This is a genomic window from Rhodococcus sp. MH15 (assembly GCF_019266045.1).
GTDB classification, from domain to species: domain Bacteria; phylum Actinomycetota; class Actinomycetes; order Mycobacteriales; family Mycobacteriaceae; genus Rhodococcus_F; species Rhodococcus_F qingshengii.
The window spans coordinates 565,087-588,660 of record NZ_LPNP01000061.1 but is presented as its reverse complement, the minus strand read 5'-3'; the positions used below and the strand labels follow the sequence as shown (position 1 = coordinate 588,660).

The 23,574-nt window shown below is 62.5% G+C and carries 21 protein-coding genes and 1 tRNA gene; 3 read left to right on the top strand and 19 right to left on the bottom strand.

What is annotated here, in order from left to right:
* Positions 1-18: 18 nt before the first annotated feature.
* The 3 genes from ATN37_RS10705 to ATN37_RS10695 are packed head-to-tail and all read left to right on the top strand — an operon-like array spanning position 19 to position 3,172.
* Entirely contained in the window at positions 19-1,032 is a 1,014-nt protein-coding gene (locus ATN37_RS10705; protein ID WP_003942170.1) for a Fe2+-enterobactin ABC transporter substrate-binding protein, read from the top strand.
* On the top strand, positions 1,029-2,330 hold the full coding sequence (entS, locus tag ATN37_RS10700; protein WP_047271422.1) for an enterobactin transporter EntS: 1,302 nt from the start codon (positions 1,029-1,031) through the stop codon (positions 2,328-2,330). The genes ATN37_RS10705 and entS overlap by 4 nt, the downstream gene beginning before the upstream one ends.
* Positions 2,327-3,172, top strand: coding sequence for a siderophore-interacting protein (locus ATN37_RS10695; RefSeq protein ID WP_030535573.1), 846 nt, complete (start codon positions 2,327-2,329; stop codon positions 3,170-3,172). The genes entS and ATN37_RS10695 overlap by 4 nt, the downstream gene beginning before the upstream one ends.
* Here the strand turns inward: ATN37_RS10695 and ATN37_RS10690 are convergent.
* From ATN37_RS10690 to ATN37_RS10600, 19 genes are all read right to left on the bottom strand, one after another.
* Positions 3,121-4,569, bottom strand: coding sequence for an MFS transporter (locus tag ATN37_RS10690; protein WP_047271426.1), 1,449 nt, complete (start codon positions 4,567-4,569; stop codon positions 3,121-3,123). The two genes, ATN37_RS10695 and ATN37_RS10690, sit on opposite strands and share 52 nt — an antisense overlap.
* A 929-nt stretch (positions 4,570-5,498) precedes the next feature.
* Positions 5,499-5,569 (bottom strand) — tRNA-Cys (locus ATN37_RS10685).
* A 104-nt stretch (positions 5,570-5,673) separates the two neighbouring features.
* A complete protein-coding gene (locus ATN37_RS10680) occupies positions 5,674-6,300 on the bottom strand; it encodes a trans-aconitate 2-methyltransferase (RefSeq protein ID WP_003942244.1) in 627 nt (208 codons plus the stop codon).
* A gap of 20 nt (positions 6,301-6,320) precedes the next feature.
* On the bottom strand, positions 6,321-7,037 hold the full coding sequence (locus ATN37_RS10675) for a hypothetical protein (RefSeq protein ID WP_218695095.1): 717 nt from the start codon (positions 7,035-7,037) through the stop codon (positions 6,321-6,323).
* On the bottom strand, positions 7,034-7,618 hold the full coding sequence (locus ATN37_RS10670) for an RNA polymerase sigma factor (protein ID WP_003942139.1): 585 nt from the start codon (positions 7,616-7,618) through the stop codon (positions 7,034-7,036). Before ATN37_RS10670 ends, ATN37_RS10675 begins: the two co-directional genes overlap by 4 nt.
* A 30-nt stretch (positions 7,619-7,648) precedes the next feature.
* Positions 7,649-8,332, bottom strand: a complete 684-nt coding sequence (locus tag ATN37_RS10665; RefSeq protein WP_054781270.1) for a lysoplasmalogenase — start codon at positions 8,330-8,332, stop codon at positions 7,649-7,651.
* A gap of 4 nt (positions 8,333-8,336) precedes the next feature.
* On the bottom strand, positions 8,337-9,932 hold the full coding sequence (gene nuoN, locus ATN37_RS10660; protein WP_064688789.1) for an NADH-quinone oxidoreductase subunit NuoN: 1,596 nt from the start codon (positions 9,930-9,932) through the stop codon (positions 8,337-8,339).
* Positions 9,929-11,533, bottom strand: coding sequence for an NADH-quinone oxidoreductase subunit M (locus ATN37_RS10655; protein ID WP_064688790.1), 1,605 nt, complete (start codon positions 11,531-11,533; stop codon positions 9,929-9,931). Before ATN37_RS10655 ends, nuoN begins: the two co-directional genes overlap by 4 nt.
* Positions 11,527-13,419 carry an NADH-quinone oxidoreductase subunit L gene (gene nuoL, locus ATN37_RS10650; RefSeq protein WP_218695094.1) on the bottom strand — a complete coding sequence of 631 codons (1,893 nt, stop codon included), beginning with the start codon at positions 13,417-13,419 and terminating at the stop codon, positions 11,527-11,529. The genes ATN37_RS10655 and nuoL overlap by 7 nt, the downstream gene beginning before the upstream one ends.
* A gap of 1 nt (position 13,420) precedes the next feature.
* A complete protein-coding gene (gene nuoK, locus ATN37_RS10645) occupies positions 13,421-13,720 on the bottom strand; it encodes an NADH-quinone oxidoreductase subunit NuoK (RefSeq protein WP_003942238.1) in 300 nt (99 codons plus the stop codon).
* The gene (locus tag ATN37_RS10640) at positions 13,717-14,514 is read right to left on the bottom strand and encodes an NADH-quinone oxidoreductase subunit J (RefSeq protein WP_218695093.1); all 798 of its coding nucleotides are present in this window, start codon (positions 14,512-14,514) and stop codon (positions 13,717-13,719) included. Before ATN37_RS10640 ends, nuoK begins: the two co-directional genes overlap by 4 nt.
* Positions 14,511-15,068 carry an NADH-quinone oxidoreductase subunit NuoI gene (gene nuoI / locus ATN37_RS10635; RefSeq protein ID WP_003942192.1) on the bottom strand — a complete coding sequence of 186 codons (558 nt, stop codon included), beginning with the start codon at positions 15,066-15,068 and terminating at the stop codon, positions 14,511-14,513. The genes ATN37_RS10640 and nuoI overlap by 4 nt, the downstream gene beginning before the upstream one ends.
* Positions 15,061-16,401, bottom strand: coding sequence for an NADH-quinone oxidoreductase subunit NuoH (gene nuoH / locus ATN37_RS10630; protein ID WP_218695092.1), 1,341 nt, complete (start codon positions 16,399-16,401; stop codon positions 15,061-15,063). Before nuoH ends, nuoI begins: the two co-directional genes overlap by 8 nt.
* The gene (locus ATN37_RS10625; RefSeq protein ID WP_217018758.1) at positions 16,398-18,827 is read right to left on the bottom strand and encodes an NADH-quinone oxidoreductase subunit G; all 2,430 of its coding nucleotides are present in this window, start codon (positions 18,825-18,827) and stop codon (positions 16,398-16,400) included. The genes nuoH and ATN37_RS10625 overlap by 4 nt, the downstream gene beginning before the upstream one ends.
* Complete coding sequence (gene nuoF, locus ATN37_RS10620) at positions 18,824-20,143, bottom strand: NADH-quinone oxidoreductase subunit NuoF (RefSeq protein ID WP_050655787.1); 1,320 nt, start codon at positions 20,141-20,143, stop codon at positions 18,824-18,826. Before nuoF ends, ATN37_RS10625 begins: the two co-directional genes overlap by 4 nt.
* Before the next feature lies 1 nt (position 20,144).
* Complete coding sequence (gene nuoE / locus ATN37_RS10615; protein ID WP_003942123.1) at positions 20,145-20,969, bottom strand: NADH-quinone oxidoreductase subunit NuoE; 825 nt, start codon at positions 20,967-20,969, stop codon at positions 20,145-20,147.
* Positions 20,966-22,297: an NADH dehydrogenase (quinone) subunit D gene (gene nuoD, locus ATN37_RS10610; RefSeq protein ID WP_054188537.1), complete on the bottom strand. Its 1,332-nt coding sequence runs from the start codon at positions 22,295-22,297 to the stop codon at positions 20,966-20,968. The genes nuoE and nuoD overlap by 4 nt, the downstream gene beginning before the upstream one ends.
* Entirely contained in the window at positions 22,297-22,959 is a 663-nt protein-coding gene (locus ATN37_RS10605; protein WP_217018759.1) for an NADH-quinone oxidoreductase subunit C, read from the bottom strand. Before ATN37_RS10605 ends, nuoD begins: the two co-directional genes overlap by 1 nt.
* Positions 22,956-23,510: an NADH-quinone oxidoreductase subunit B family protein gene (locus tag ATN37_RS10600; protein WP_003942234.1), complete on the bottom strand. Its 555-nt coding sequence runs from the start codon at positions 23,508-23,510 to the stop codon at positions 22,956-22,958. The genes ATN37_RS10605 and ATN37_RS10600 overlap by 4 nt, the downstream gene beginning before the upstream one ends.
* Between the last annotated feature and the right edge of the window lie 64 nt (positions 23,511-23,574).

Here is a 23,574-nt window from a genome sequence, read left to right as displayed (position 1 = left end):
CACAATGGGAGCTCAATGATGAAGTCCACACCGCCCCTCGCGATACGGAGTTGGCGACGATTCGTCGCCATCGCAGGGTTGCTGATCGTCGCACTCGTGGCGATGATCGGTTGCAGTAGCGATTCGAACGACGAACCGACCAAGGCTGCAGAGCCCACGACCCGCGTGATCGAGACCGAGAAGGGCTCGGTCACCGTGCCCGCGTCGGCGGAGCGCATCGTGGTTCTGAGCGGCGGTCTCGCCGGATACCTGTACGCCCTGGACGCACCGGTGGTTGCCACCGATACCCGCGTCCTCGGTGTCACGAACCTCGACGGTGGATTCCCGCCGGCTTGGGCGGACGCCGCAAAGGCGCAGGGCACCAAGGAATTGCCGGCCGGCGAGCAGCTCAACATCGAAGCCGTCGCGGCGGCTGAGCCCGACCTGATCATCGGCGGTGGCCAGGGAATCACCTCTGTTCAGTCCGAGGAACTCTACGATCAGCTCACTGCTATCGCACCCACCGTCTTGGTCCCCAAGACGGTCGCCGCGTGGGACAAGCAGCTCGAAATCGTCGCCGACGCGGCGGGCCGTTCCGACCAGGTTCCGGCGCTGATGAGCGCATACGAGGACAAGGTCAAAGAGGTCAAGGGCAAGATCAAGGTTCCCGAGGGCAACGTCGTCTACTTCCTCTCGGTCTCGAGCAACAAGCCGTACCTCGTTCCGCCGACGGCCGCGCTGCCCGCGATGCTCGCCGAGCTCGGTTTCAAGGCCGACGACGTCATGGCCAAGGCCGGCAACCCGCAGCTCTTCGGCTCGGGTGACTCGTTCGAGGTCAGCCCGGAACTGCTCTCGCAGGTCGCCGATGCTCCTGTCGCCTTTGTGATTCCGGTGTCCGGTCGCCCGATGGCCGAACTTGCCACCGATCCGCTTTACTCGCAGTTGCCGTCCTTCAAGGCAGGCACGACGTTCGAGCTCCCCGCCAGCAGCTACCGTCCTGACTACGACGGCGCAATGGCTACCCTCGACCTGATCGGCCAGACCTTCGCATGACTCGATTCGGTGGGCTGGTGATCGATGTTTCACCCTTGCGGACCAGCCGTCCCTTCAGGTACGCCTTTTCCGCGCGATTGATCTCGCTGCTCGGGATCGGACTGCTCGTCGTAGCCGTCCCCGCGCAGACGTACCAGCTCACCGGCTCGACCTTGCAGGTTGCCGGAGTGTCCACGGCGATGGCCATCGCCATGTTCTTCGGCAGCCTGTTCGGCGGCGTGCTCGCTGACCGTTACGATCGGCGACGCACCATCCAGTTGGCCCGCAGTGCTGCGGGTCTCGGCTTTGTCATTCTCGGGTGCAATGCGCTCTTGCCACACCCGTCGATGTGGGTCATCTACGTCGCGGCAGCTGTCGACGGCTTGGCCGGCGGTGTCAGCAGCTCGGCCTTGATGGCTTTGATGCCGACGTTGTTGCCGCGCAACAAGATGGCTGCGGCCGGCGCTTTGGTAGCGCTGACCACCGACATCGGGACGATGATCTCGCCGGCAATCGCCGGCGTGATCATCGCCTCCGGCGGCATTCCCGCGACATACTTTGTTGCTGCGGTGGCCACCGCAGCAACTGTCACGTTGTTCCAAGCCATCGGCCCTTCCCCTGCACCGGGCACGAATCACGAAAGCCCGATGCGCGCGCTGGTGACCGGCGTGAAATTCGCCGGCACGCACACAGTCATTCGCGGCATCCTGATCAGCGGTCTGTTGGTCATGTTCGTCAGCGGGCCGATGGTGTTGCTGCCTGCCTTCGTCGACCAGGTTCTCGGCGGCGGACCCACCATGCTCGGTCTGCTCTACGGCGCCCCCGCTGTCGGCGCTGTGGTCGGTTCCCTCACCAGCGGTTGGACCGGACGAGTCCACCGCAACGGCGCCGCGATGTTGATCTCTGTTGCGCTGATGCCTCTCGGCCTGGTGGTAGTGGGTGCGTCGGGAGCAGCGATTGTCGCGTTCCTGGGCCTGGCCGGATTCGGCCTCGGCCGCGCACTCAACGACATTCTGAGATTTGCAGTCCTTCAACAGAACACGCCGGACGAATTGCGCGGACGCGTGTCCAGTCTGTGGATGGTGCAAGCCGTCACGGGTACGGCGATCGGTTCGATGGCAGCCGGGTTCCTCGGGCAGTGGCTCGAGCCTGGCGCCGCGCTACTGGTCTTGGGGCTAGCCGGTGTGACACTGGGCCTGGTTCTCCTGGCAGCATTGGGTTCGGTGCGCCGGGTAACTTCGGAGATCAACGAAGTCGATCTCTCCGAAAACACTGTGCCGGTGGGGAATGCTCCGCCGGAAAAGGAAGGTAGTTCATGAACCGAGGAGACCACCTCGCGACCATCGCCGAAGTTCTGGCGGGGACCACCGGCGCAAAAGTGCCGTACCCCATCGGTATTCGCGAACTCGAAGTTGTTCGCAGCGAAATGGTCGGGACCGGACTGTTGCGTCTGACCTTGGGTGGACCGGAGTTGGCGGGCTTCGAATCGCACGCTCCCGACGAGCATGTTCGCCTGGTCTACCCGGATGCAGACGGAACTTTACGTCTACCCGAACGCGACGGATTCAGCCTGAAGTGGCCTCGTCCATTGCCGATCTCGCGTGAGTACACCGTCCGTCGATACGACGCCGAGGCGGGGGAGCTGGACCTCGACTTCGCGCTCCACGAAGGTGGGTACGCCTCTGATTGGGCTCAGGCGGCGACCGTCGGCACTCGGGTGCACGTGGCAGGTCCGCCCGGTGGCGTCGTGGTTCCGTGGACCTACGACCGCTATCTGCTGGCCGGTGACATCACCGCCCTTCCTGCCATTGCTCGTTGGCTCGAGATGATGCCCGCTGCTGCCGCCGGGTGGGTGTTCGTCGAGATCACCGACCCTTCACAGGAAATCGAACTCACTGTTCCGGAAGGCGTCGAGGTGCGATGGCTGCACCGCGGTGACGTCCCAGCCGGTCACTCGGATCTGCTCGAGCAGGCAGTACGGACGGTCACCGTGCCCGAAGGTGAGCGCCTCTACGCCTGGATCTCCGGTGAGGCCACCAGTCTCAAGCCGATTCGCAGATTCGTGCGCGACGAACTCGGCCTGAGTTCGGGCGACTACCTGATCACGGGCTACTGGAAGCGCGGAGTCGCAGACTTCGACGAGGACGACGACGACCACTGAACATCGGTTGACGCCGGTTTCGGCATCGTCACCGCGACAACGAGTCCGACAATCGCAACGATTGCCGCCACTCCGAAAGCCGTGGCGAATGCCGAGTGCTGGGGAAGGCCGCCGGATGAAGTCGCGCTCGCGATGATCCCGGCGGCAATTTGGGTTCCCACAGCAGAACCCAGCGATCTGGCGATCGTGACTATTGCCGTCGTGACACCTACGCGGTCTGCCGGTGCGCTGTCGGCGGAGATGACGAACACTGCCGTCGACGCGGCGGCAACGCCGGTACCCGCAAGGATCAGCACCACAACGATCTGCCACATCGTTGTTGCAAAGACGCCGACGGCGCCGCTCAGGCCGAGGAAGGCAACTCCCGCTACCGCAATGGCTTTCGTGCCGACCCGTTGTGCGAGCTTTCCGGAGATCACCGACGCGATGACCGCTGCGCCGTAGCCGACGCACAGCAGGAAGCCGATGGCGCTGGTCGACGCACCGCGGCCGAATCCGCTCTCTGCCGGCACGGCGAGTTGTTGCGGAAGTAGATAGACAACAGCGCCGTAGGTGAACCCGAAAACCACGCCGACGACCACGGCGCTCCACATCGAACGATGCCGCATCATCGTCAGGTCGACCATCGGCTCCGTTGTCCGGCTCTGATACCTGGCCCAGATCGCGAACACGGCAGCGGAAGCGAGAAGCAGCAGCATCGACGTCGGTGCGCCCCACCCGTTGCTCGATGCGCTCGCCAGCCACGCCGTCAGCGTCAACAATCCCAGAGCCAATCCGCCCGCTCCCGGCCAATCGAGTCGGCCGCCGACGTTCGACATGTGATCTCGTGGTGTGCTCACGGCAAAAGCAATTGCGCCGAGCAAAACGAACGCGGTCGGAACTGCATACATCGCGGTGCGTGAGACGTTTTCCGCGACGGGCCCGGACAATACGACTCCCAGAGCGCCGCCGGCCACTACAACAGCCCCGAGCAAACCCGTGGCCGTCTTCAGTCGGTCCGAGGATAAAGTGCGTCGTAGGACCACGAAGCTCACGGGAAGCAACCCGAGCCCGAATCCCTGGAGAAATTGGCCGAGGACGAACAGCGGGAAGATCGTTGCGAGAGCGGACACGCTGCCGCCCAGGACAACGATTGTCGTGATCGCGAGCAAGGTGGGGCGGGCGCCGTACACGTCGGCTATTCGCCCGGCCATCGGCGTGACGAGGACAGTGCTCAACGTCAGAGCGACGGATGCGAGCGCTCCGACGTCGGCCGTCACTCCGAAGTCTCTCTGTATCAGGGGGAGTGCGGGGACGATGATGCTTTCGAGCGCGGCCACGGCAGCGATCAGCAGGGTCAGGCTTGCGATAGTTGCTACCGGTCGCGGCTGATTGCCGGAGACGCTCTCTGTGGTCATCGTGCTCTCTTTCGATCGGGGAGTGAGGAGCTTATGGACGCGACGAAACGCCGCCCCTCCAAGAGCTCGGAAGGGTTGTGGCACTGGATATATCGGGCTGTGAAGTAGACCGTCTCTTTATTTCGTTACGCGTACCGTTATTGTGGAGAAATGTAATCGGATTCAGCGCACAAAGCAAGAGTCGGATGGGGTGGAAATGGTGCCATGTATCGCCAGATCGCAACGGGCAGACTTTTGCTGCTACCGTCGGTTGGTGTCAGGCGATGTGACGATGGGGCTCATTTCTCGATGAGCATGACGCTGGTCACCAAAATGCTTCTCCGAGCAGGGAGTTCATCTGCCGGACACATCCAAGGTCCCCGTTTGAATGCCGGGTTTGTTAGCTTTCTGCCTGTGACGCGACGTCACGGAAAGTTCACGAATCACGGAGGATCATCATGGGTTCTATTTCAACGATCATCGGAATCTTCGAGCTCTGCAAGCTTCTCGAGCCGCTGCTGAGCTCGCTGAGCTGATTCAGGTGTGATTTCGCTGTCGAGCCGGGGCGCCGAGGGACTCGGCTCGACAGCGGATCTCGAGGATCCGGCGCGATCAGGACCCGTGGAACGGATGTCGGCACCGGCAGAATTCCATCGCTCCGGTGTAGTGGTCCATCACCAGGATTTCTGCACACCGAGCGGGCTGCGGAGCGAACCTGAGGCAGCGCTCGATCCACCCACGCTCCAGCGAAGGGGCGGGGTGCGCGCAGTTCCCGCATCGGCCGGGACGTTCGGCGACACGTACGGAACCGTAGTGCTCCGGGGACATGCCAAACATCTTGGTGGTGCGATGTTTCCAGGGCAATGGTTCGGCTCGAGCGGAAGCTATGTCACGAAAGCCCGGCGGCGATACCGTGGTTGCTCCGTAACGAAAGGCGGAATCTCAAGGGGAGCGGATGGCAGGAGTCGAACCTGCGTGGACGGTTTTGCAGACCGCTGCCTTGCCGCTCGGCCACACCCGCATTGATCCAATTATGTTCGTAGTGAACAACAGTCGCCACCATTGTGATCAGGGTGAGTTGATCGCCGTGTGACGGATCGCAGGGACTGCGGGGGAAGTGCCGGGTCAGGCGCGGGAGAACACCGCGACCAGGAATTCGGAATCCTCCTTGAACGGGCGAAGATCCCACGTGGAGAGCAGCAGATCAGCCTCGAGGCCACTCGCGGTCGCGTCGGCTAGAAACTCGGGGAACTCGTAGCCACGGCCGGCACCGAATCCGATGACCACTCGGCCGCTCGGAGCGAGATGACGAGCAAATCCTGACAATACTGCTTGCCTGGTGGACGGCGCGAGAAACGCCACCACGTTGCCTGCCGACACGATGACGTCGAAATCTGCCTCGACACCGCGGGCCGGCAGATCGAGTTCGGCGAGATCGCCGACAAGCCACGTCGGTCCGGGGTGGTCTTCTTCTGCGGCAGCGATGAGAACCGGGTCGACATCGACTCCGACAACCACATGTCCGACGTCGTGCAGATAACCGCCGAGTCGGCCAGGCCCGCACCCTGCATCGAGAACCCGGCCACCGCGTCCGAGCATCGCGTCGATCAAACGTGCTTCCCCGACAATGTCCTTGCCGTCCGCTCTCATGGAACGGAAACGCTCGACATATCGTGTGGAATGCGTCGAGTCGGCTGCAGTGATCTCTTCCCACTGGCTGGGGATGCGCTCGTTCGGGGCGTGTGCAGTCATCTTTCGAGGGTACCGACAGCTCACCGGGTGCCGACGACCGTCCCGTCTGCGGCATATCCGACGAGGGTTGGACGAGGGGACGTGAGCGACAGGGGAATCCATCCGTAGAAGCGGTCTTCGGCAAGAATTGTCGGATAGATCTGGCCGTCTGCGGTGTGAAGTTCGGCTCGGACAGCACCTCCCGCTCCTGCGTCGTAGGTCGCCTCGTGTGGACCGGCCTCGTACCCGGCGCCGCCCCCGAATGAATCTGCGCCGTACAAGTCAATTGATCTGCAGCCGTGTCCGAGGCCGATGAATTTCGACGGACCAACCTTGTCGATGTCGGCTGACGCCTCGAAAACCGGGGCGACGCACCTCCAGCCATTGGCGCCGTGGGCGACAAAGACGCTGAACAAGGTTCCGTCAGGTCCGGGAATGGACCCGACCCGCTCGGCGGTGGACGGATCTATTCCGCCGTTGGTTCCCGGCATCGTCTGCCAACCCGAGTACATGTCGGTGAACGCTTTCGGCATCATCCCCGTGGCAGCGGCGCAGCCCACCACCACTGCTGCGCAGATCGCCGCGACGAGAACGATGGCACCGACGCGACGGCGTGGAGCTTTGGTTGCCCCAATGTTGTTTTCGGTAGCCATGATTCGGGTTCGTGCGGCATCTTGGGCGTTCTCGGGCCAGAGTTCGGCGGAAACCGTATCGCTCGGCCGCAGCTTCTCGAGCGTGGTCAGCAGATCTTTGCTCATGGGGTACTCCCGTGTTCGGCGGCAGCGCAAGGTCGGGCGGTGTTCATCGGGATTACGGTGACGGACTCTGAAGTCAACCCGGCGCGCAATCGACGCCGAGCGCGAAAGAGACGAACATGCATGGCCGGAACCGAACACCCAGCGACCCGCGCGGCTTCGGTGGCGGTCAACCCGTCCCAGGCAGTCAGGAGCAGGGCTTCACGTTCGGTGACGGTGAGTGTTGCCAGTGCTTCGAGCAGTTCCGTGCGTTCGGTGACAGTGACGTCGGCGCCCGGCGTCGATGCCGCAATCTGCTCGATGCGTCCCATCTTCTCGGTGAGCGCGTCAAGGCGCCGAACGCTGCGACGGTTGTTGTTCACGGTGTTTCGAGCCACCACCAACAGCCATGGAAGTGCCTGCTCGGGCACTTCGTCCAAGCGTCGCCAGGCAACGAGGAACGTCTCGGAGACAACCTCCTGCGCGCTGTGATGATCAACGTGGCGACAGGTATACGCGAACACCCGACCGGCGTAGGCGTCCCACAGGGCGGTGAACCGCTCTTCGCCGCTCGGCGGCGGTTGTTCCTCGGATTTCGGGGTCATATGAAGAGATGTCCGGCTGGTTGCTGATCCTTACAGCCTCTGAGCTAATGGACGGTTTGGCGTCTTACTCCGGCCGAGAACTCCCACTGTCAGAAGCAACAGAGCGAGGATGTACAGCGTCATGATCCAGATGCCCGCAGCGGCGGGCTGCCACTTGTTCGCCTGGCCGAGCAGGATGAGGGCGTCAGAGGTGAGGAACAGCGCGCCGCCGATACCGGTGATCGAGTTGTACGTCAGTGCGGTTGATGCGGTTCCCACCAGTATTGCGGCGTACACGGGGACGGCAATTCGAAGTTCAGGTTCGAGACCGGTCCAGGTGTACGACACAAGAGCGATCCCAGCGACGGTGTAAGCGCACAGAAACCATGGCCGCCTTCGTATCTCCCGAAGCGCGCCGTGTGAGAGAAAGAATCGGATGAAGCAGAGGTGACCGATCGCGAAGGCTGCCATCCCGATGACAAACGTGGTTTCCCAGATCAGGAACAAATCTCCGAAAGCACAGGCAATCAGCGCAGCAGCAACAATTCGAGGTCCGCGTCGGGCGACAACCCAGGCAGCCAGAATCGGAGCGAGCATGACCTTGGTGATCCCGTCCCAGGGCGCAGCATCAGCGGCATTGAGGATCAGATGGACAATCGCTACCGCTGAAAACCCCACGAACCATGGCGACCGGATGGTGCTCGGCAGTCCGGCGTCGCAATCAGATTCACGCATCGGCTCAGTGTAGGAAGTCCGCTGCACGCTCGGCGAGGTCGAGCGCCGGCTGGGGGAGTATGCCGAGGATGAGCGTGACACCGGCGCCGAGGCCGATCACACTGCTGGTCAGTGCACTCGGTACCACGACGGTCGGAGCGTCTGCGGCCGATTCGGTGAAGAACATCAACACGATCACTCGCACGTAGAAGTACGCGGCGATCGCGCTGCACAGGACGCCGACGATCACGAGAGGTGCGGCCCCGCCCTCGGCTGCCGCGCTGAACACCGCGAACTTTCCGATGAACCCACTGGTCAACGGGATCCCGGCGAAAGCCAGCAGGAACAGTGCAAAGACAACTCCGACCAATGGTGAGCGCCGGCCCAACCCGGCCCAGCGCGAGAGCGTCGCGACCTCACCGTCTGCGTCCCGAACCAGACTCACGACGGCGAACGCGCCCACGGTGCTGAATCCGTAGGCTAGAAGGTAGAACATCGCCGAGGCCAGGCCGGCATCCGAATCCGCAACCACAGCGGTCAGAATGAATCCGGTGTGCGCGATGGCCGAATACGCGAGCATCCGCTTCATGTCGGTTTGCGTCACAGCGACGATCGATCCGACAACCATCGTGAGAACCGCGACCGCCCACATCAGTGGACGCCAGTTCACGTACTCGTTGGGCAGAGCCACATAGAAGACACGAAGGATGGCACCGAATGCGGCGATCTTGGTCGCAGTAGCCATGAAGCTGGTGATCGGCGTCGGCGCCCCTTGATAGACGTCGGGAATCCACGAATGGAACGGCACGGCACCGACTTTGAACAGTAATCCCACGGCCACGAGTGCTGTCCCGAGCCACAGGAAGGCGTCGGTACCCGACCCGCTGCGTGCTGCGTCGGCGATACCGGAGAGCGTGACCGTCCCGGCATAGCCGTACAGCAACGCGATTCCGAAAACGAAGAACGCCGACGAAAATGCCCCGAGCAGAAAGTACTTGAGCGCAGCTTCCTGGGAGAGCAGGCGACGTCGGCGTGCCAGACCACACAGGAGATACAGAGGCAGTGAGAACACTTCGAGCGCAACGAACATCGTCAGCAGATCGTTGGACGCGGGAAAGAGGAGCATGCCGCCGACAGCGAAGAGGGTGAGCGGAAAGACCTCGGTCTGGGCGATACCCACCTTCACTGCTTCTTGCTCCGCAACACTTCCGGGGACGCTCGACGCTTGAGGGGTGAAACCGCCGAGCGCGTCGTGTTGCGCGATCACCTCGGCGGTGTTGCCCGAGCCTCGCTCGGCGATCAGCAGTACTGCGGGGATCGACACGAGAAGGATCGTGGCCTGCAGGAAAAGGGTCGGACCGTCGACCGCTACAGAACCCATCATCGCCGTCGACCGCGTGCCGGCGAGCAGAAGCACTGCCACGAATGCGGCCGCCAAGCCTGCGACACCGAGGACGAGTTGCACGGGGTATCGAAAACGCCGGGGTGCAAATGCCTCGATGAGTACGCCCACAACCGCAACACCGAACACGATCAACATTGGCGAGAGCAAGCTGTATTCGACACTGGGTGACGCCGTGCCGGCTGAGCCGAGGACGGTCACGTCGTTGAAGGAACTCATTTGTGGGCACCTCCTTCGTGGTCGGCGACGAGCGGGGTCGGAGCCTCGTCGACGACCGTATGGCTCACTGCAGGAGTGATGACGTCCAAGGCAGGCTTGGGGTAGATGCCGAGAAGCACGAGGAGTGCGATCAGAGGGGCGACCACCACGAGTTCGCGTCGAGCGAGGTCGCGGATCGTTCCCTGCTCTTCCTTCACAGGTCCGCCCATCATGCGCTGGTAGAGCCAGAGTATGTAGATCGCGGACAGGACAAGCGCGGCAGTCGCCGCGATAGCGGCCACGTGGTATCGCGAGTACGTCCCGATCAGCACCAGGAACTCACTGATGAACGGCGCGAGACCCGGCAGCGACAGCGTTGCCAACCCCGCAACGAGGAATGTGCCGGCAAGTACGGGTGCAACTTTCTGGACGCCGCCGTACGCCGCGATCGATCGAGTACCTCGCTGCGAGACGAGGAATCCCGCAATCAAGAACAGAGCCGCAGTGGAGACTCCGTGATTGACCATGTACAGCGCGGAACCCGCTTGGCTCTGGCTGGTCATCGCGAAGATTCCGAGAATGATGAAGCCGAAGTGCGAAATCGACGTGTAGGCGATCAGTCTCATGACGTCTGTTTGCGCGATCGCCAGTATTGCGCCGTAGACGATCCCGATAACGGCGAGCGTGATGATCCACGGTGCAAAGGTCGACGACGACTCCGGGAACAGTTGCAGGCAGTAGCGAATCATCGCGAACGTGCCCACCTTGTCCACGACCGCCATCATCAACACTGCCGTCGACGGAGTCGATTCCACCGCGGAGTCCGGCAACCAACTGTGCAGCGGCCAGAGCGGTGCTTTCACCGCGAACGCGAACATGAATCCGAGGAACAAGGCGTTGAGCACCCCGGGTCCAACACCGAGTTCACCGCTGTTTGCCGCTGAGGCGATCGCCCGGAAGTCGAAAGTGCCGCTGGCGAAGGGACTCTCGTCGCGCGTGGTGACCACATACAGGCCGATGACTGCAGCGAGCATGACCAGTCCGCCGAGGAGGTTGTAGAGCAGAAACTTCACGGCTGCGCGAGATCTGCCCACTCCGCCGAACCCGCCGATGAGGAAATACATCGGTATCAGCATTGCCTCGAAGAAAATGTAGAACAAGAGAATGTCCAAGGCGCTGAACGAAATCATCACCATGGACTCGACAACAAGGATCAGCGCGAAATAGGTGTGCGGCATTCTCTTGGGTGATGCCGGGTCTGCCGGGACGTCGTTCCAGCCCGCGATCAGTAGTAATGGCACCAGCACTGCGGTGAGAAGAACCAGAACGAGTGCGATCCCGTCGAGTCCGAGTGTGTAGCTGGTGCCGAAAGCCGGTATCCAGCTGTGGCTTTCGACAAATTGAAATTGTTCGCCGCCGCGGTCGAACGCAACTCCGAGAACGGCGGCGACCACCAGGACTGCCACGGACACAGCCAATGCGAGATACTTCGCAAATTGGTACGACCGTGCCGGCAGAGCGAGGACAACACCCGCTCCGATGAGCGGAAGCAACCAGAGCACCGTCAGCGCGGGGAAGCCGGTATTGGTCACAGAGTCGCTCACCGCCGCTTCGATCACCACAGTGTCACCGCCATCATTGTCGCGACCACGAGTGTTGCTCCGACAAACATCACCAGCGCGTACGAGCGAACAAACCCGGTCTGTAGCTTCCGCGTGAGCGCGGACAGCCCGGTGACGACCACCGCAAAGCTGCCCACGACGCCGCCTATTCCCTTGGTGTCGAACACTTCCAACGACTTGGTGAGTTGTTGTCCGGGCTTCATGAACACCGTCTCGTTGAAGGCGTCACCGTACAGATCGCGGCGAGCCGCAACGGTCAACGGTGAAACCGGAGTAGGTGCCACAAGTGGAATCTCCCGGGTGGCGTACTCGCGATACGCAATCGCGACGCCGGCGGCGACCGCGAGCAGCGCCAGCGCGGTGATCGACCATGCGGGTATCGGCGGTTCGACGTGATGTGAGCCGACAACCGGTTCGAGCCAGTCCTGCAAGCTGGACCCGATGGTCAGGAGCATCCCGGCGCCGACGGACCCCACCGCCAGGATGATCATCGGAGACGTCATCACCGCCGGAGATTCGTGAGGTTTCTGGTTCTCCCAGCGGGCCTTCCCGAAGAAGGTCATCAGCATCACGCGGCTCATGTAGAAGGCAGTGAGCGCCGCACCCAACAGCGTGACGATGCCCAGCACAACACCCTTGATGCCGCCCTCGCCGATCGCAACCTCGATGATCTTGTCCTTGGAGAAGAACCCGGCAAACGGCGGAACACCGATGATGGCAAGGTATCCGAGCCCGAACGTGACAAAAGTCAGTGGCATGAACGCTCGGAGCCCGCCGTAGCGCCGCATGTCGGTTTCGTCGTTCATCGCGTGCATCACCGAACCCGCGCCGAGGAACAGGCCTGCCTTGAAGAATCCGTGGGTGATCAGATGAAGGATTGCGAAGGCGTATCCAGCTGGTCCGAGACCCGCTGCCAGGACCATGTATCCGATCTGACTCATGGTCGATGCGGCGAGCGCTTTCTTGATGTCGTCTTTCGCGCAGCCGATGATCGCACCGAACAGGAGCGTCACGGCACCGACGATGACAACCACGAGTTGAGCGTCGGGTGCGAGATCGAAGATCGGATTGGAGCGCACGATCAGATAGACGCCGGCCGTGACCATCGTGGCCGCGTGAATCAGAGCCGAGACGGGGGTGGGGCCCTCCATCGCGTCGCCGAGCCACGACTGCAGTGGCACCTGCGCGGACTTCGCGCATGCAGCGAGGAGGAGCATCAGGCCGATCGCCGTCAGGACACCTTCGCTTGCACCAGACGCGTCGGCGAAGACGCTGCTGAACGAGAGCGAGCCGAACGTGGTGAACATCAACATCATCGCGATCATCAATCCGATGTCGCCCACCCGATTGACGACAAAAGCCTTCTTGGCAGCGGTCGCCGCCGACGGCTTGTGCTGCCAGAAGCCGATCAGGAGGTACGACGCCAAACCGACGCCTTCCCAGCCGACGTAGAGCCCGAGGAAGTTGTCGGCGAGCACGAGGAGCAGCATCGCAGCGAGGAAGAGATTGAGGTAGGCGAAGAACTTCCGACGCTCGGGGTCGTGCGCCATGTAGCCGACCGAGTAGATGTGGATCAGCGAACCTACACCGGTGATGAGCAGGACGAAACACATCGACAGTTGATCAAGCTGCAGTCCGAACTCGACCTGAAGACTGTCGACCGGGACCCAACTGAACAGGTGCTCGGTGACGGTGCGGTCGGCGGTGTCGCGGCCGAGCATGGCGATGAAAAACACCACTGCGACGACAAACGACGCGAGTGCCATGACGCAGGCGAACAGGTGGCCCCACGCGTTCGTGCGACGACCCGCCAGCAACAGGACAGCGGCGCCGCACAAGGGCAGGGCGGGGAGCAACCAGATGGCGGACGTGATTCCTCCTGACATGTCAGTACTTCAGCAGGTCTGCGTCGTCGACGGATACAGAACGCCGAGATCGGAAGATGATCATGATGATTGCCAAGCCGACGACTACTTCGGCAGCAGCTACCACCATCGTGAAGAAGGCGAAGATCTGGCCGTCCAGATTGCCGTGCATGCGCGCGAAGGTCACGAATGCCAGGTTGGCGGCGTTGAGCATCAATTCGATACACATGAACACCACGATGGCGTTGCGTCGCAGGAGGACTCCCGCAGCCCCGATGGTGAACAACAGGACCGACAGATACAGGTAATTCTCGGGATTCATCGCGCAGACTCCTCACCGGTACTCGGATCCGGGGAACGCGGAGTGAGTGCGCTGCTGACGGAGAGCGTCGAGAACGTTCCGTCGGGCAACAGTGCCGGCATGTCCACTGCGTTGTGACGTGCGTACACGCCGGGACTGGGGAGGGGAGTGGCCGAGCCCTTGTCGGGATTGCTCTCATCGCTGCCCAGGTACGCGAATCGTTGCTGCGAGAGTTCGCGTTGGCTGAGTGTGGCTCCGATCTTCTCCCGATGCGCGAGCATCATTGCGCCAAGTGTCGCCGTGATCAGCAGTGCGCCGGTCAGTTCGAAGGCCCAGACGTAGCGGATGAAGATGAGATCGGCGAGAGCGTCGATGTTGCCCTGGTCGAGTCCGGTGAATCCGGTGAACCCCGAGATCGACGCATTTCCGAGGCCGCCGATAAGGAGTAGCCCGAATCCGACACCGATCACGATCGCGCTGACGCGTTGTCCCCGTAGCGTTTCGACCAAGGAGTCCGAAGAATCCACGCCGACCAGCATCAGGACGAACAGGAACAACATCATCACTGCGCCGGTATAGACGACGACCTGGACGACACCCAGGAACAGTGCGCCCTGCACGATGTAGAAGACGGCCAGGATGATCATCGTCATTGCAAGGAAGAGCGCAGAGTAGACGGCCTTGGGGGCGGCGACCACGCCCAAAGCGCTGATCACCGCAAGGGTTCCGAGGATCCAGAACTGCACCGCCTCGCCGGTGGAGGTCGATGTCATCGTTCCCTCCGCCAGGATCGTGGTCGTGACCGCCGCGATCATTTCTCGGTCTCCGGGTTCGGCTCTTGCTCGGGTACTGCCTGTTCGGGAGCTGCTGTGATGTCGCCGCGGTAGTAGTCGTCCTGAGTTGTGCCGGGACGCAGCGCGTGTGGTGGCGCTGCCATGTCGGGTTTCAGGGGCGCGAGAAGGCGGTCCTTCTCGTAGATCAACCCGGCTCGGTTGTCGTCGGTCATCTCGTACTCGTTGGTCATGGTGAGAGCCCGAGTGGGGCAAGCCTCGACGCAGAGGCCACAGCCGATGCACCGCAGGTAGTTGATCTGATACACCCGCCCGTAACGCTCGCCGGGGGAGAACCGTTCTTCTTCGGTGTTGTCAGCACCCTCGACATAGATCGCGTCGGCGGGGCAGGCCCAGGCACACAGTTCGCAACCGATGCACTTCTCGAGTCCGTCCGCATACCGGTTGAGTTGATGGCGACCGTGGTATCCGGGCGCGGTGGGCCGCTTCTCCTCCGGATAGAACTCGGTCTCGGGTTTCTTGAACATTGTCGAGAGCGTCACTCCGAAACCCGCGATAGGTCCGAGGAAATCAGGCATGGGAGTCCTCCGATGTGTCGGAAACATCTGTCCGCCGCGGCGGTGGCACGTTCTGACCCGGTAGTTTTCGGGTCGGCAGCGTTTGACCAGGTAGGGGTGGAACCGGGAAGCCGCCCGACATCGCATCGAAAGGCCGGGTCCCCGAATCGGGTACCAACGCGGCAGTACGGCGTCGGCTGCGGTAAGTCCCGGCCAACACGATCAGGAGCGCAGCTCCGAGAACCAGTGCGACGCAAAGAAGTACGACCCAGGTGTTGTAACCCTCGTTGCGGAAGGCACGAACAGTCGCGATCACCATCACCCACACCAAGGCAGCGGGGATGAGAATCTTCCATCCGAGATTCATGAACTGGTCGTAGCGCAACCGCGGAAGGGTACTGCGCAGCCAGATGAAGACGAAGAGGAAGCCCCACACCTTGGCAACAAACCACAGCACGGGCCACCAACCGGAATTGGCGCCGTCCCACAGGTTGAACGGGAACGGTGCGTGCCACCCGCCCAGGAACAGTGTCGTGGCCAGAGCGGACACCGTCACCATGTTCACGTACTCGGCCAGCATGAACATCGCGAACTTGAGTGAGGAGTACTCGGTGTGGAACCCACCCACCAGTTCACCCTCGGCCTCGGGAAGGTCGAAGGGAGCCCTGTTGGTTTCGCCGACCATGGCTGTCACGTAGATCAGGAAGGACGGCAGGAGGAGAAAGACGTACCAGGCACCTTGTTGGGCACTGACGATTCCGGACGTGGACATCGTTCCGGCGTAGAGGAAGACGGCGGCGAAGGACAGCCCCATTGCTACCTCGTAGGAGATGACCTGCGCGGTCGATCGAAGTGCGCCCAGTAGTGGATACGTCGATCCGGACGACCAGCCGGCAAGCACGATCCCGTACACACCGATTGAAGTCACGGCGAGGATGTAGAGAACTCCGACCGGAAGATCGGTCAGTTGCAGGGGTGAAAGGGTTCCGAAGATCGACACCTGCGGACCGAACGGGATGACGGCAAAGGCCATGAACGCGGGCACGACTGCGATGACGGGCGCGAGGAGATAAATCGGTTTGTCGGCGCCGGTCGGTGTGATGCCCTCCTTGAGGGCGAGCTTGATTCCGTCAGCGAGACTCTGGAGCATTCCACGGGGGCCGACGCGGTTCGGTCCGACACGCATCTGCATGCGTGCCATGACCTTTCGTTCCGCGTAAATTGCCACCAGCGGTGTGAGTACGAGGAACACGAAAATGGCGAGAGCCTTGCCGATCACCAACCACCACGGGTCGTGCCCGAACGCCGACAGGTCGACCGGAGCTGACACGGTCCCGTACTCGTGGGTGGTCATTGCGCTCCCGCCTTCGCAATCTTCACCACGGAACCCGCGGTAACGCAGAGCGTTTCGTAGATCGTGCTACCCGGTGAATTGAGCGGGAGCCAGACTGTTCGAGGCGGGAGTTCGGTGATCTCCAACGGTAATGTGATGGAACCGGATTCAGTCGACACCGCAACGTGATCGCCGTTGTCGGCGCCGATCTCGGCAGCGGTCTCGGCAGACAAACGTACGAGTGGGAGCCGTGCCGTACCCGCCAGGTTGGGCTCGCCGTCTTGCAATCGGCCGTTGTCGAGCAGCATTCGCCAACTCGACAACACTGCCTCGCCCAGTGCCGGTGTGGGCATGGTGCCTGACGGGACCTGAGGCGAGGTGGGGCGCGATCCGGACCAAGCGCCGAGGCGGTGTATCTCCGAGCGTGCGGAATCTGCGTCGGGTAGGCCCAGATCGATGCCCATCTCGGCTGCGATCGCGTGGAGAACGCGCTGATCCGGCATCACTCCTGTCGTTCTCAACGCGGTGTCGAACACGCGCTCGCGGCCTTCCCAGTCGAGGAAGGTTCCGGGCTTCTCGGCGACCGGTGCCACCGGGAAGACGACGTCGGCGAGTTCGGTGACTCCGCTGTGACGGATCTCCAAACTCACCACGAACCCTGCTGCTTCGATCGCGGCCCTTGCCTTCGCCGGGTTCGGGAGATCACTCAATTCGACGCCGCCGACAAGAAGGGCAGCAGTCGTCTGCCCCGGATCCAGCAGACTCGCGGCGTCGCGCCCGTCGGATGCCGGGATGGAGGCCCTCCACACTGATTCCACCTCCTGACGTGCCGCCGGGTCCGCAACGGGGCGTCCGCCGGGAAGCAATCCCGGTAGTGCGCCGGCCTCGACGGCGCCGCGATCACCAGCGCGGCGTGGGACCCAAGCCAAACAAGCTCCTGTCGCTTCGGCGAGACGTACCGCCGCGGCGAAGCCGCCCGCCACCTCACTGAGTCGTTCGCCCAACAGGATCACTGCACCGGGCTGCCGGAGGAGCTGGCCCTCCTCATTTCCAGGGCGAGCCAACGAATCCATCAGAGCTGCTTCACTTCCGGGTACGGTCTGAAGCAAAGAGCCGCCCATCTTCTGCAGGCCGCGCGTAGCGAATGGCGCGCTGGAGAGCACCGTCGTCTTGCCGAAACGTGCGGCCTTGCGCAGCCGCAGGAAGATGATCGGTGACTCCTCCTCGGGCTCGAGACCTACCAGCAATGCGGCCGGGGCCGACTCGAGGTCCTGGTACGTCACCGACTCTTCGAGTGTGCGGCCGGCGACGTGTGCTGAGAGGAAACCTGCCTCTTCGGCAGAATGAGCACGGATTCGGAAGTCGATGTTGTTGGTAGCGAGAGCAACTCGCGCGAACTTGCCGTAGGCGTAGGCGTCCTCCAAGGTAGAGCGTCCGCCGACGAGTACGCCTGCGTCACCGCGGGCCTGCGCGAAGGATCGCGCAACGAGGTCGAGTGCCATGGGCCACGACGCCGGAATCAATTCGCCGTCAGCGTTGCGGATCAGGGGAGTGGTGATCCGATCACCTTGGGTCGTGTACGTGAATGCGAAACGGCCCTTGTCGCAGTTCCATTCCTCGTTGACTTCGGGGTCGTCCCCGGCGAGACGGCGGAGAACCTTTCCGCGACGGTGGTCCGTGCGCTGAGCACATCCGTCGGCGCAGTGTTCACACACGCTGGGGCTGGACACCAGATCGAACGGTCGCGCCCGGAATCGGTATGCCGTACTGGTAAGCGCGCCGACCGGGCACACCTGGATGGTGTTGCCCGAGAAGTAGGACTCGAAGGGCTCGTTGGCGTAGATCCCGACCTGTTGAAGCGCGCCACGCTCGAGGAGATCGATGAACGGGTCGCCGGCGATCTGGCCCGAAAACCGTGTGCATCTGGCGCAGAGGACGCAACGCTCGCGGTCGAGCAGGATTTCGGACGAGAGTGGGATGGGCTTGGGGTAGGTCCTTTTCTCCTCACCGAACCGGGATTCGGTGCGACCGGTCGACATCGCCTGGTTTTGAAGCGGACACTCGCCGCCCTTGTCACACACGGGGCAGTCCAGAGGGTGGTTGATGAGCAGGAGTTCCATCACCCCGCGCTGCGCCTTCTCCGCCACCGGTGACGTGAGCTGTGTGGTGACGACCATTCCGTCCGCAACCGGTGTCGTGCAGGACGCCACCGGCTTGCGTTGACCTTCGACCTCCACGATGCACTGTCGGCACGCCCCGACCGGGTCCAGAAGAGGATGATCGCAGAACCGCGGAATCTGTGTGCCGATCATCTCTGCAGCGCGAATGATCAACGTGCCCTTGGGTACCTGGAGTTCCCGGCCGTCGATGGTGAGGGCGACCAGATCAGTGGGCGGTGCCGTGTCGGTCTTGGTGGCGTCGTTCTTGGTAGCGTCGGCTGCAGTCATGAGACGAACGCTCCTGTCGCGAGAACGGATCGGCGAGGATCGAACGGGCATCCGTTGCTGTCGAAATGCGCTACGTATTCCTCGCGGAAGTACTTCAGGGAGGACATGATCGGGCTGGTCGCTCCGTCGCCCAACGCGCAGAAGGATTTTCCGAGGATGGTGTCCGAGATGTCGAGAAGTTTGGTGAGATCAGCTTCAGTACCTGTTCCGCCTTCGAGCCGACGCAGGATCTGCACCAGCCAGTACGTGCCTTCGCGGCACGGCGTGCATTTACCGCAGGATTCGTGGGCATAGAACTCGGTCCACCGCAGCACCGCACGCACGATGCAGGTTGTGTCGTCGAATATCTGCAGTGCTTTGGTGCCGAGCATCGATCCCGCCGCGCCGACGCCCTCGTAGTCGAGTGGGACATCGAGATGTTCGTCGGTGAAGATCGGAGTCGAGGATCCGCCGGGAGTCCAGAACTTGAGGGTGTGCCCGGTGCGAACGCCGCCCGCGTAGTCGAGAAGTTCTCGCAACGTGATGCCGAGCGGCGCCTCGTACTGGCCGGGAGTGGTGACATGACCAGAGAGCGAGTACAACGTGAACCCCGGCGACTTCTCGCTTCCCATCGACCGGAACCACTCCGGGCCGCCCAGGACGATCGACGGCACACTCGCGATGGACTCGACGTTGTTGACGACGGTCGGGCAGGCGTAGAGGCCGGCGACGGCGGGGAATGGCGGCCGCAGTCGAGGCTGACCGCGTCGTCCCTCCAACGAATCGAGGAGGGCTGTCTCCTCACCACAGATGTACGCGCCTGCTCCCGCGTGCACGACGAGATCCAAGTCGAATCCCGAACCGAGGATGTTGCGGCCCAGGTATCCGGCCGCGTAGGCCTCGGCCACGGCGGTCTGCAGACGTCGCAGGACCGGGACCACCTCGCCCCGGACGTAGATGAACGCCTTGGCCGCTCGAATTGCATACGCCGCGATGATGACTCCCTCGACCAACGTGTGTGGGGTCGCCATCATCAACGGCATGTCCTTGCATGTGCCCGGTTCGGACTCGTCGGCATTGACGACGAGATAGTGAGGCTTGCCGTCTCCTGGCTTGTCTTCGGTGCTCTGTGGGATGAAACTCCACTTGAGGCCCGTCGGGAAACCGGCGCCACCGCGCCCACGAAGGCCCGCGTCCTTGACCGTTTCGATCACGGCGTCGGGGGACATGGCTAGCGCTTTGCGTAGGGCTTGGTAGCCGTCGTGACGAAGGTAGCTGTCGAGAGTCCACGAGTTCGGTTGATCCCAGTAGCGACTCAGTACGGGGGCGAGTGTCATGTCACTTCCCTTCGCCGGGAGCGTCGGCTGCTGAGGCCGAGCCGGGTGGGTTGTCGTCGTGAGATCGGCTGATACGCAGTCCGGCAAGAGTTGCCCCGCCGATTGTTTGTGCTTCGGCTGCTTCGATTCGCGTATCCGGGAACCCGGCCAAGGTGCGTGCGGTCTGTCGGAACGAACACAGTGTGGCACCGCGACTGGGTGTCACGCGCTCTCCGGCGCGGAGCGCATCGACGAGTGAGCGCGCCGATTCCGGAGTCTGGTTGTCGAAGAACTCCCAGTTGATCATCATGACGGGGGCGTAGTCGCACGCCGCATTGCACTCGATGTGTTCGAGGGTGATCTTGCCGTCGGACGTCGAGATGGAGTGTCCGCCTTCGTCTCTGGAGCCTGCTGACCCGAGATGCTCTTCGAGTGCTGCGAGGATGTCGTCTCCGCCCATGATCGCGCACAGCGTGTTGGTGCAGACTCCGACCAGATACTCACCCGTCGGACCACGGCGATACATCGAGTAGAAGGTGGAAACGGCGGCAACCTCGGCGCCGGTCAAACCCAGCTTGGCACTGCAGAAATCGATCCCGGCCGGGGTGATGTACCCGTCCTCGGACTGCACGAGATGAAGGAGCGGCAGGAGGGCTGATCGACTGGTGGTCGCCGCGGCGTCAGGCTCACGGTAACGAGCGATGACGGTTTCGGCATCGGCGTCGAGTCGGGCGAGTACGTCAGGCGGATAACTCGATCGTGCGCCAGGGCGTACCAGTTGCGTGGGCTCGTCCGGGCGCGGCCCGAGTTCGATGAACACCCGTGACGAGCCGTTCGGGCCGGTCATCGGTCCACTCCGCCCATGACGGGATCGATACTGGCAACCGAGGCGATCACGTCGGACACCATGCCTCCCTCGCACATCGCCGCTACCGCTTGAAGGTTGGTGAATGACGGATCCCGGAAATGGACGCGGTACGGCCGGGTTCCCCCGTCGCTGACCATGTGCACACCCAACTCGCCACGCGGGGACTCGACGGCGGCGTACACCTGGCCGGGCGGCACGCGGATTCCTTCGGTGACCAGTTTGAAATGGTGAATCAGACCCTCCATGGACGACTCCATGATCTTGGCGATGTGCTTCTGCGAATTGCCGAGGCCATCCGGTCCGACAGCGAGATCGGCAGGCCAGGCGATCTTCTTGTCGTCCACCATGACCGGCCCCGGTTGCAGTTTGTCGAGGCACTGCTCGACGATCTTGAGGGACTCCTTCATCTCCTCGACACGGATGACGTACCTTCCGTAGCAATCGGATCCGTCGTGCGTCACGACGTCGAACTCGTAGTTCTCGTAGCCGCAGTAGGGCTGCGCTCGACGCTGATCGTGGGGGAGACCCGTGGCGCGTAGGACCGGCCCCGTCACGCCGAGCGCCATGCAGCCGGTGAGATCGAGATATCCGATTCCCTGGGTGCGGGCTTTCCAGATGGAGTTGTCGCTGAGCATCAGTTCGACGTCACGCAACCGTTTCGGTAGGACCTTCAACAGTTCTCGTACCTTCGCGACCGACCCGTCGGGTAGATCCTGAGCGAGACCACCAGGCCTGATGTAGGCGTGATTCATCCGCAGTCCGGTGATCGTCTCGAACACGTCCAGAATCAATTCGCGTTCGCGGAATCCGAACAGCATCGCCGTCACGGCGCCCAGTTCCATTCCACCGGTTGCCAGGGCGACAAGGTGCGACGAGATTCGATTGAGCTCCATCATCATCACGCGAATGACGGTGGCTCGCTCGGGAATGTCGTCGGTGATGCCGAGAAGTTTTTCGACTCCGAGGCAGTACGCGGTTTCGTTGAAGAACGGTGACAGGTAGTCCATTCGAGTAACGAAAGTGACGCCCTGCGTCCAGTTCCGGTATTCGAGATTCTTTTCGATTCCGGTGTGCAGGTAGCCGATTCCACACCGAGCTTCCACGACTGTCTCACCCTCGATTTCGAGAATGAGGCGCAAGACGCCGTGAGTGGACGGATGCTGCGGGCCCATGTTGACCACGATCCGTTCGGCCTCGCCGGTTCGCTGGCGAGCGGCCGCGGTGACGATGTCGTCCCAGTCCTGACCCGATGCTGTGACGACGGTTTCCGTCGTGGCACCGGAGTTGCTTCCTGTCGTCTCGTTCATCAGTTGTACGACCTACGCTCGTCGGGTGGAGGAGTCTGGGCGCCCTTGTACTCGACCGGGATACCGCCGAGCGGATAGTCCTTGCGCTGTGGGTGGCCCTTCCAGTCGTCGGGCATCTCGATACGGGTCAGGGCCGGGTGACCGTCGAAGACGATCCCGAAGAAGTCGTAGGTCTCACGCTCGTGCCAATCGTTGGTGGGGTATATCCCGACGATGGACGGAATATGTGGATCGGAGTCCGGCACGGACACTTCCAGTCTGATCCGGCGGTTGTGCGTGATCGAAGCAAATGGATACACGGCGTGGAGCTCGCGACCGGTGTCCTGCGGATAGTGGACTCCATCGACACCCAGGCAAAGTTCGAAGCGCAGTTCCGGTTCGTCGCGCAGTCTGCGCGCGACCTGCGGGAGGTGAGACCGTTCGACGTGCAGCGTCATCTCGTCTCGAAAGATCACTACCCGCTCGATTGCATCGGTGAAAGTGCTGCCCGCGCTGCGCAATGCGGCGTCCAACGAGTCCGCAACTTCGTCGAAGTATTCACCGAACGGTCGAGAGGCCTTGTCCTCTACTGAGATCGGCGGGGCGAGCCGGCTGTAGCCCGAGGTGTCACCACTGCCGCGGACCCCGAACATCCCCCTCGATCCGTTGTTGCCCGCGGTCATCGCAGAAGCCCCTTCATGTCGATGGTGGGGGTGGATGCCAGTGCGGCGCGCTCGGCTGCCGCGCGTGCCTCTTCGCGGTTCACGCCGAGGGGCATCTCCTGGATCTTTCGGTGCAGTTCGATGATCGCGTTCAGGAGCATCTCCGGCCGCGGCGGACAGCCGGGCAAGTAGATGTCGACCGGCACGATGTGGTCGACGCCCTGTACCACTGCGTAGTTGTTGAACATTCCGCCGGACGACGCACACACACCCATGGCCAGAACCCATTTCGGCTCGGCCATCTGGTCGTAGACCTGACGAAGTACCGGCCCCATCTTTTGACTGACCCGCCCGGCCACGATCAGAAGGTCTGCCTGTCGCGGCGACGCGCGGAATGCCTCCATGCCGAACCGCGCCAGGTCGAAGCGACCGGACGTGGTTGCCATCATCTCGATCGCGCAGCACGCGAGCCCGAAGGTGGCAGGCCACAGTGATCCTTTGCGGGCATACCCTGCCAGGCCCTCGACAGTGGTCAGTAGAAATCCGCTGGGGAGCTTTTCTTCGAGACCCATATCCGACTCTTTTCAGTCGTAACAGCTGCGGTGTGACCGGTTTTGTCTGACGTATGTGTGCTGT

Excerpts from the sequence above, each read along its gene's own strand:
- ATN37_RS10705 (WP_003942170.1), top strand. The coding sequence starts at position 19 with ATGAAGTCCACACCGCCCCTCGCGATACGGAGTTGGCGACGATTCGTC.
- entS (WP_047271422.1), top strand. The coding sequence starts at position 1,029 with ATGACTCGATTCGGTGGGCTGGTGATCGATGTTTCACCCTTGCGGACC.
- ATN37_RS10695 (WP_030535573.1), top strand. The coding sequence starts at position 2,327 with ATGAACCGAGGAGACCACCTCGCGACCATCGCCGAAGTTCTGGCGGGG.
- ATN37_RS10690 (WP_047271426.1), bottom strand. The coding sequence starts at position 4,569 with ATGACCACAGAGAGCGTCTCCGGCAATCAGCCGCGACCGGTAGCAACT.
- ATN37_RS10680 (WP_003942244.1), bottom strand. The coding sequence starts at position 6,300 with ATGACTGCACACGCCCCGAACGAGCGCATCCCCAGCCAGTGGGAAGAG.
- ATN37_RS10675 (WP_218695095.1), bottom strand. The coding sequence starts at position 7,037 with ATGAGCAAAGATCTGCTGACCACGCTCGAGAAGCTGCGGCCGAGCGAT.
- ATN37_RS10670 (WP_003942139.1), bottom strand. The coding sequence starts at position 7,618 with ATGACCCCGAAATCCGAGGAACAACCGCCGCCGAGCGGCGAAGAGCGG.
- ATN37_RS10665 (WP_054781270.1), bottom strand. The coding sequence starts at position 8,332 with ATGCGTGAATCTGATTGCGACGCCGGACTGCCGAGCACCATCCGGTCG.
- nuoN (WP_064688789.1), bottom strand. The coding sequence starts at position 9,932 with ATGAGTTCCTTCAACGACGTGACCGTCCTCGGCTCAGCCGGCACGGCG.
- nuoL (WP_218695094.1), bottom strand. The coding sequence starts at position 13,419 with ATGTCAGGAGGAATCACGTCCGCCATCTGGTTGCTCCCCGCCCTGCCC.
- nuoK (WP_003942238.1), bottom strand. The coding sequence starts at position 13,720 with ATGAATCCCGAGAATTACCTGTATCTGTCGGTCCTGTTGTTCACCATC.
- ATN37_RS10640 (WP_218695093.1), bottom strand. The coding sequence starts at position 14,514 with ATGATCGCGGCGGTCACGACCACGATCCTGGCGGAGGGAACGATGACA.
- nuoI (WP_003942192.1), bottom strand. The coding sequence starts at position 15,068 with ATGCCTGATTTCCTCGGACCTATCGCGGGTTTCGGAGTGACGCTCTCG.
- nuoH (WP_218695092.1), bottom strand. The coding sequence starts at position 16,401 with ATGACCACCCACGAGTACGGGACCGTGTCAGCTCCGGTCGACCTGTCG.
- ATN37_RS10625 (WP_217018758.1), bottom strand. The coding sequence starts at position 18,827 with ATGACTGCAGCCGACGCTACCAAGAACGACGCCACCAAGACCGACACG.
- nuoF (WP_050655787.1), bottom strand. The coding sequence starts at position 20,143 with ATGACACTCGCCCCCGTACTGAGTCGCTACTGGGATCAACCGAACTCG.
- nuoE (WP_003942123.1), bottom strand. The coding sequence starts at position 20,969 with ATGACCGGCCCGAACGGCTCGTCACGGGTGTTCATCGAACTCGGGCCG.
- nuoD (WP_054188537.1), bottom strand. The coding sequence starts at position 22,297 with ATGAACGAGACGACAGGAAGCAACTCCGGTGCCACGACGGAAACCGTC.
- ATN37_RS10605 (WP_217018759.1), bottom strand. The coding sequence starts at position 22,959 with ATGACCGCGGGCAACAACGGATCGAGGGGGATGTTCGGGGTCCGCGGC.
- ATN37_RS10600 (WP_003942234.1), bottom strand. The coding sequence starts at position 23,510 with ATGGGTCTCGAAGAAAAGCTCCCCAGCGGATTTCTACTGACCACTGTC.